4 protein-coding genes and 3 pseudogenes are annotated in these 5581 nt (G+C 34.8%); 6 read left to right on the top strand and 1 reads right to left on the bottom strand.

Features of this window, described 5'->3' with window-relative positions; genetic code table 11:
* Nucleotides 1–335 precede the first annotated feature (335 nt).
* The 5 genes and pseudogenes from HMPREF0083_RS29405 to HMPREF0083_RS13105 all read left to right on the top strand — a co-directional run.
* Nucleotides 336–659, top strand: coding sequence for an ArsR/SmtB family transcription factor (locus HMPREF0083_RS29405; protein WP_040302708.1), 324 nt, complete (start codon nucleotides 336–338; stop codon nucleotides 657–659).
* A gap of 3 nt (nucleotides 660–662) precedes the next feature.
* On the top strand, nucleotides 663–1052 hold the full coding sequence (locus HMPREF0083_RS29400; RefSeq protein ID WP_021621914.1) for an SRPBCC family protein: 390 nt from the start codon (nucleotides 663–665) through the stop codon (nucleotides 1050–1052).
* 97 nt (nucleotides 1053–1149) lie between these two features.
* Nucleotides 1150–1329: pseudogene (locus tag HMPREF0083_RS13115) on the top strand (transcriptional regulator); the annotation flags it as partial.
* A gap of 22 nt (nucleotides 1330–1351) precedes the next feature.
* On the top strand, nucleotides 1352–1816 hold the full coding sequence (locus tag HMPREF0083_RS13110) for a hypothetical protein (protein ID WP_040302707.1): 465 nt from the start codon (nucleotides 1352–1354) through the stop codon (nucleotides 1814–1816).
* 770 nt (nucleotides 1817–2586) lie between these two features.
* A pseudogene (locus HMPREF0083_RS13105) lies at nucleotides 2587–4393 on the top strand (endonuclease MutS2); the annotation flags it as partial.
* Nucleotides 4394–4463: 70 nt separating this feature from the next.
* Here HMPREF0083_RS13105 and HMPREF0083_RS27250 read toward each other — a convergent pair.
* Nucleotides 4464–4583: pseudogene (locus tag HMPREF0083_RS27250) on the bottom strand (IS3 family transposase); the annotation flags it as partial.
* A gap of 444 nt (nucleotides 4584–5027) precedes the next feature.
* On the opposite strand from HMPREF0083_RS27250, the gene HMPREF0083_RS28085 reads away from it, so the two are divergent.
* Nucleotides 5028–5204: a hypothetical protein gene (locus HMPREF0083_RS28085; RefSeq protein WP_155847235.1), complete on the top strand. Its 177-nt coding sequence runs from the start codon at nucleotides 5028–5030 to the stop codon at nucleotides 5202–5204.
* Nucleotides 5205–5581: the final 377 nt, after the last annotated feature.

Below are 5581 nucleotides of genomic sequence, written 5' to 3'. Positions count from 1 at the left end.
CCATGACCAGACGAACCGCCATGACACGATGGCGATGCCTCACCGTTTGAAGTGTACGTTCGTATGTGCGTAGCGCTTCGGCTGTCCAACCATGATTACAGGTGATTTTTAACGTTCTCATTACGTATCGTCTCCTTATCCGCTGGTTTTAGCACCCGTATAGACAACTTTTGGGAGGCATAAGTATGCAGAAAAGCTAATCGCGATTTATATACATACTTGACGATGCGAAAATAAAACTAATCCATTTTGTCAAAAATAAAATTGACTGGACACCAATTGGTGTCATATAATCAAGACACCAATCGGTGTCTAATTTATAAGGTGGGGTGATTTTGAACGAGAAAAATCAAGAGCGTGATGTTTATGTAGCCATCGCTGACCCAACAAGACGTAAATTGCTACGTTTGTTGGCAGATGCAAAAGAGTTGCCTCTTCACGAATTAACCGCTCAATTTCAAATGGGGCGTACTGCAGTTTCTAAACATTTGGCTATTCTTAAAGAAGCTGGTCTAGTTGCTGATCGTAAGGTTGGTAGAGAAACAAGGTATCGACTAAATGCAGCTCCCCTACAGGAAATTAAAGATTGGGTATCCTTTTACGAGAAATTTTGGAATGAAAAAGTGGCACTTTTAAAAAATTTATTATCGGAGGAATAAATAATGGCAGATGTATCATTAGATTTTCAGTTTACAAGTTCAATCAATAAGGTGTGGAACGCGTTAACAGATTCGGATACCCTTGCAAAATGGATAATGGAAAATAACTTTAAACCAATCGTAGGACATAAATGTAAATTCCGAAATGAGCAGTTGAATTTAATTGTAGATTGTGAAGTATTAGTAGTGGAAGAGCCTTATAAGTTATCTTACACATGGGTAGGTGGTCCGATAAACACTACAGTCACATGGACATTGAAGGAAGAAGATGGAACAACCTATTTACATCTTGAACAAACAGGATTCGAAAAAGAAGATCAAGCGTTCAATGGTGCGAAATATGGTTGGGCGAAAATGGGAGAAGAACTTAAAAAAGTGTTAGCGGAAATGTAAGGCCAAACCTGAACCCGTTATTTTAGTTTAGCATATTGAGCAAACGAATCGGTAAGAGCAAACAGTACAGTATAGGACTGAGCCATTCCAATTTCCTAAGGGGGAAGGGAAGATAACTGATGAATTGAATAATAAGCTTGTTGGCCTTGCCTTTGGTCAAGTCTTGGCAGAAGCAAAGAATTTTACCTATGTTGGTGGGCCAAATGCAACGGTTGAGATGGGGCGGCGAAACGGCTTAGTTTTTGGTGAAATGTGGATTCCTGTTGTTGTGAAATAAAGAGATAAAAGGAGGGATGGAAATGTCCTATATCGTTGATTTTAAAAATGTGTCTACGGTTGGTTTAGAGTCTTCACCTGTAGTAGAAGCGCTTGCTGGTTTACGTGCTAATGAAGCCCGTTACTTTATGAACAAATACAAGCATGAATTTACGGTTGTACCAGCTAGCGAAAGCCAGGAGACCCTTGATTATGTGAACCGAATTTTGAAGGAAGAACGTGATATTGAATTTGCGGCTAAACCTTTAGAAACGTCGCGTTTTCAAGTGGAAAATATCAAATTTGCCTACGTCTTTTATGAGGATGGTCTTGAGGTCAACGTCATGTATACGGTTGATGACTCTAAGAAGCGGGCCGTTGGCTTTAAGCTTTCTGAGGGGATGGAGGTACCAAAGGAGTTAGAAGGGAAGTTTAAGTTTGCTAGACAGAAGTCTAAACTAGCTGGAACAATTCGAGGCTCGTTTTTTGTAATTAAAGGAGAATATTAAAGTAAGTAAAAGCGAAAGCGTAGGAATCCTTCTATTTTTTGTATTTGGTCATTCTTTTTCTTCATTGAGTCAACTGGAGGGGATAAGATGAAATTCTCAGCCAAACGAATCATAGAAGTGTTCCCAGAATTTAGAGGTAAATAAGCGATTTTAGGACTAAACCCATATTTTAGTTTATTCGTTTAAAGGGCGCTTTTCTGAAATATTTTTCTTATGTTATGAGTCTCAAAAACGGTTGTTTATAGGCCTAAAATTTAAAATAAACCAAATAATTATATATTGATAAAGTGTTTTATCTTTACTTTTCTATTGACACATAGTATGATGTCTTAAACAAGTTGGATTTCAATGAACATAACTATAAATTAATGAGAGGTGCTTTTTGTGAGTGTGGTAGGTTCTAAATAGGAAAAGTTAAATGAAATAAATTTAATGACAAAAGGGGATTTTTATATACTTCATACCCCTAAGTTTGTCATGGATTTATTTCAATACCTATGAAGATACCTACAATACTTTATAAAGCGTGTAATGATTATGAGATAGCTATCTTTTTTAGATGGTTTATTTCAATGTACATGTATATTACACATGCCTTGTAAATGTAAAAAAAGCTGCGGTATCTCCGCAGCTTTTTTATGTTTATTTTTATAATATAAAATTCCGGAATGAAATATTATGTTAGATTTAATTATTTAAATCTCATTGGAATCTAACGGGTAGGTATCTTCATTTATGATACAAATAAGTCATAGTGAGGAGAATAGAAAGTGAATAAGATGACTTTTGAAAAGTTACAATATAACAGGTTAAAGGAAATAGTTAAGTCTTATTGTGTAAGTGGATTAGGAAAACAATTGTTAGATAAATTGGAGCCAAGCTCAAGTATAAAAGAAGTTAAAAACCGATTGAATGAAACAACTGAAGCACGAGCAATATTAGATGCAGAATGTCATGTACCATTTTCAGGAATTTCCAATGTTGAAAATATCATTGAGAATCTTGAAAAAGGCACGATTCTAGATCCAGGCAGGTTAGTTAGTATGTCGGATTTTTTAAGAGGATGCAGGAAAATTAAAAAGTTTATGCTGGATAAAAAGTTTTTGGCACCAGTACTAGCATCGTATGCGAATTCATTGTCCGAGTTTAAAAGTATAGAGGAGGAAATTAATAATTCGATTAAAGGAAATCGTGTTGACTCTGCAGCAAGCAAAGAATTAAAGCGGATTCGAAATAGTATTGATTCAGTAGAAGAGAAAATTAAAGAGCGCTTAAATAAATTTTTGAATAGTAGTGCCAATAAGAAATATATTCAAGAATTTTTTATTAGCAAGAAAGACGATCGATATACAATTCCAATTAAAGCTTCATATAAAAATCAAGTTTTAGGAACAATTATTGAAGTTTCTTCCAGAGGATCAACGGTCTTTATTGAACCGAATACAGTTACAAAATTAAACGGAGAACTTGCAGGCCTAAAAGCTGAAGAAGCAATGGAGGAGTATCAAATATTAGCTACTTTATCAGGAATGATTTTAGAGAACATTTATGAGATCAAGATAAACATGGATCTTATTAGCCAATATGATATGGTGTTTGCAAAGGCGAAATTTAGCAAACATATTGGCGGAGTTGAACCAAAATTAAATGACTATGGGTATATAAAGTTAGTTCAGTGCAAACATCCACTTTTAACAGGAGAAGCTGTACCGCTTAATTTTGAAATTGGAAAAGATTATCGTAGTTTGATTATTACAGGGCCAAATGCTGGTGGGAAAACTGTTGTGCTGAAAACAATTGGATTATTAACATTAGCAACAATGTCAGGCTTTCACATTATTGCGGACAAGGAAACGGAAATTGCAGTATTTGAAAAAATATTTGTAGACATTGGGGACAATCAAAGTATAGAAAATGCACTGAGTACATTTTCATCTCATATGAAAAACCTTTCTGAAATTATGAGAGCATCAAATAACAATACACTTTTACTATTTGATGAAATAGGAAGCGGTACAGAGCCGAATGAAGGGGCGGCACTTGCGATTTCAATTTTAGAAGAATTTTATCACATGGGATGCATTACAGTGGCAACAACTCACTACGGTGAAATTAAACGCTTTTCAGAAATGCATAATGACTTTATGAATGCAGCAATGCAATTTAATAATGAAACATTGGAACCTATGTATAAATTAATGATAGGGAAATCAGGGGAAAGCAATGCCCTTTGGATATCTAGAAAAATGAATGTACGTGAAAATGTGCTACAAAGAGCAAAAGGCTATATGGAAAATAAAGAATATCATTTAGGACGTATAAATGAGGATAAAATAAGGAGGCCTAAGAGCCAAAGAGAAAATCCAAGAGAAGTTTGAATATAAAAAAGGGGATCGCGTGAAATTATTAGACCATGATGACTTTGGAATTGTATATAAAGAAATGGACAATTTCAATAATCTTGTTGTGTTCTATAACGGGGAATTTATTAAAGTAAATGTTAATCGACTTTTCTTAGAGGCACAAGCGAAGGACTTATATCCAGAAGGATATGATTTAGAAACATTGTCTGTGAACTGAAGGAGTTATTAAAAAAGCCGGTTCCTTAACGTTGAAGTGACCCCATAAAGTTAGACAGATTATTCCATTAGGCGGCTTGTTGGGCATGAGCTCGGTATTGTACCGGGCTCATGCCTTTTAATTCTGTCTTGATTCGTTTGTGATTATAGTATTCTATATATTTTGCTATATACCACGCCTGTTGATTATCCATAAGGTGGAAGAAAGAAGGTGCACGCGTCAGGGTGTATCCACCCTCTTTTTTTCCGAATCTCCTCCTTCCAACCACCCGAACTTTTGTTAGTACGTCAAGTGATTTTTATATAGCCTTGACGCCACAAAGAGGCCGTGTTTGGGTTTCATTCTTTAAATAACACATATGTATTTTCTTCCTATTTCTTTTGATACGTTTCTTTATGCAAGAACAGCAAAACGAGAGTTATCTAGAGCCTATTTAATAAAGTAGAGACAAATTAACAACATTGATGTTTCCGCTTAAACAAATTTTTTGTTTCTATACCGATTACACCTATTTTATAGAGTCATCTTATACCAGAACCAGGCTTTAAACTAAATTTATTCATCTCCAGTCTCCTTTTTATTTGTGCTTCATATATTGGTGATAAATTGAATGGAAAGGAGTGATATTCCTATGGCTCATGAACATAAAGATCACGCTGATGCGTTAGCTGCGAAGAAAAAACGTGATGCTGATGCGTTAGCTAAGAAAGAAAAACGTGATGCTGATGCTTTAGCCAAGAAAGAAAAACGTGATGCCGATGCTTTGGCTAAGAAGAAAAATCGTGATAGTAATGATAATGACAAATAATTGCTTTTAAATAAGAAGTGCCTTGATTCAGTACTGGATCAAGGCACTTTTTGTATTAGAACCCTGTACCATTACACCTAATGAAACACGAATTTCAATTATGAGTGTCTATCAATTTAGTTACATCTTAGTGCAAAAAACTTTGAAAATGAGGCTGCCCTTCAATGATTTCGTCTATAACATGCAGGGGCATGTCTTCATACAATAACTTACCAAAGAAAGGAGGATTTATTTTAAGTATTAACAACGAATTTAGGTGAAAAAAGATAGAAAAAAGGAGGAATTTATTTTGAAGATGGACGACGAATTTAAGTATGAAAAAAAGAAAAAAAAAGATAAAGACAAAGATAAGAAAAAAGATAAAGATAAGAAAAAAG

Origin of the sequence: Aneurinibacillus aneurinilyticus ATCC 12856 (assembly GCF_000466385.1) — a bacterium.
Classification (GTDB): domain Bacteria; phylum Bacillota; class Bacilli; order Aneurinibacillales; family Aneurinibacillaceae; genus Aneurinibacillus; species Aneurinibacillus aneurinilyticus.
Note: the sequence above shows the minus strand (reverse complement) of the source record. Positions and strands in the feature narration are given on the sequence as shown.

What these genes read in the sequence shown, in the direction of transcription:
- HMPREF0083_RS29400 (WP_021621914.1), top strand. Translation starts at nt 663, where the DNA reads ATGGCAGATGTATCATTAGATTTTCAGTTTACAAGTTCAATCAATAAG.
- HMPREF0083_RS13110 (WP_040302707.1), top strand. Translation starts at nt 1,352, where the DNA reads ATGTCCTATATCGTTGATTTTAAAAATGTGTCTACGGTTGGTTTAGAG.
- HMPREF0083_RS28085 (WP_155847235.1), top strand. Translation starts at nt 5,028, where the DNA reads ATGGCTCATGAACATAAAGATCACGCTGATGCGTTAGCTGCGAAGAAA.